A 278-nucleotide genomic window follows, 5' to 3' on the forward strand; every position below is an offset into this window, starting at 1 on the left:
TGGTATATAGCGTCATATCAGACTCCTTGCCGAAGCAGGGCGCGTAGCAGCTCTATTAGCAGCAGAGACAGAAACACTCCTATCTCTATCCTGCGTACATTTTTTTTGGAGGCCGATTCGCTCTGAAGCAGCCGACTGCGATAGAGCAGCCATGCCCCTAAGGCGATGCAGTAAAGCGCCGCTCGCCACACGAAAAAATGCCAGTACGAATGGGCTCGCCATTCCTGCCATGCAGCCAAGCCGCTCATGACGTAAATGCCCAGCACGTTGAACGTGAT

The 278-nt window shown here is 53.2% G+C and carries 1 protein-coding gene; it reads right to left on the reverse strand.

The window, feature by feature from the left end; genetic code table 11:
- Positions 1 to 12: 12 nt before the first annotated feature.
- Positions 13 to 278 (reverse strand): hypothetical protein (locus SB717_RS35330; RefSeq protein ID WP_410907584.1); only part of this gene is annotated, 266 nt, incomplete at its 5' end.

This window comes from Priestia sp. SIMBA_032 (genome assembly GCF_046535215.1).
GTDB classification, from domain to species: Bacteria; Bacillota; Bacilli; order Bacillales; family Bacillaceae_H; genus Priestia; species Priestia aryabhattai.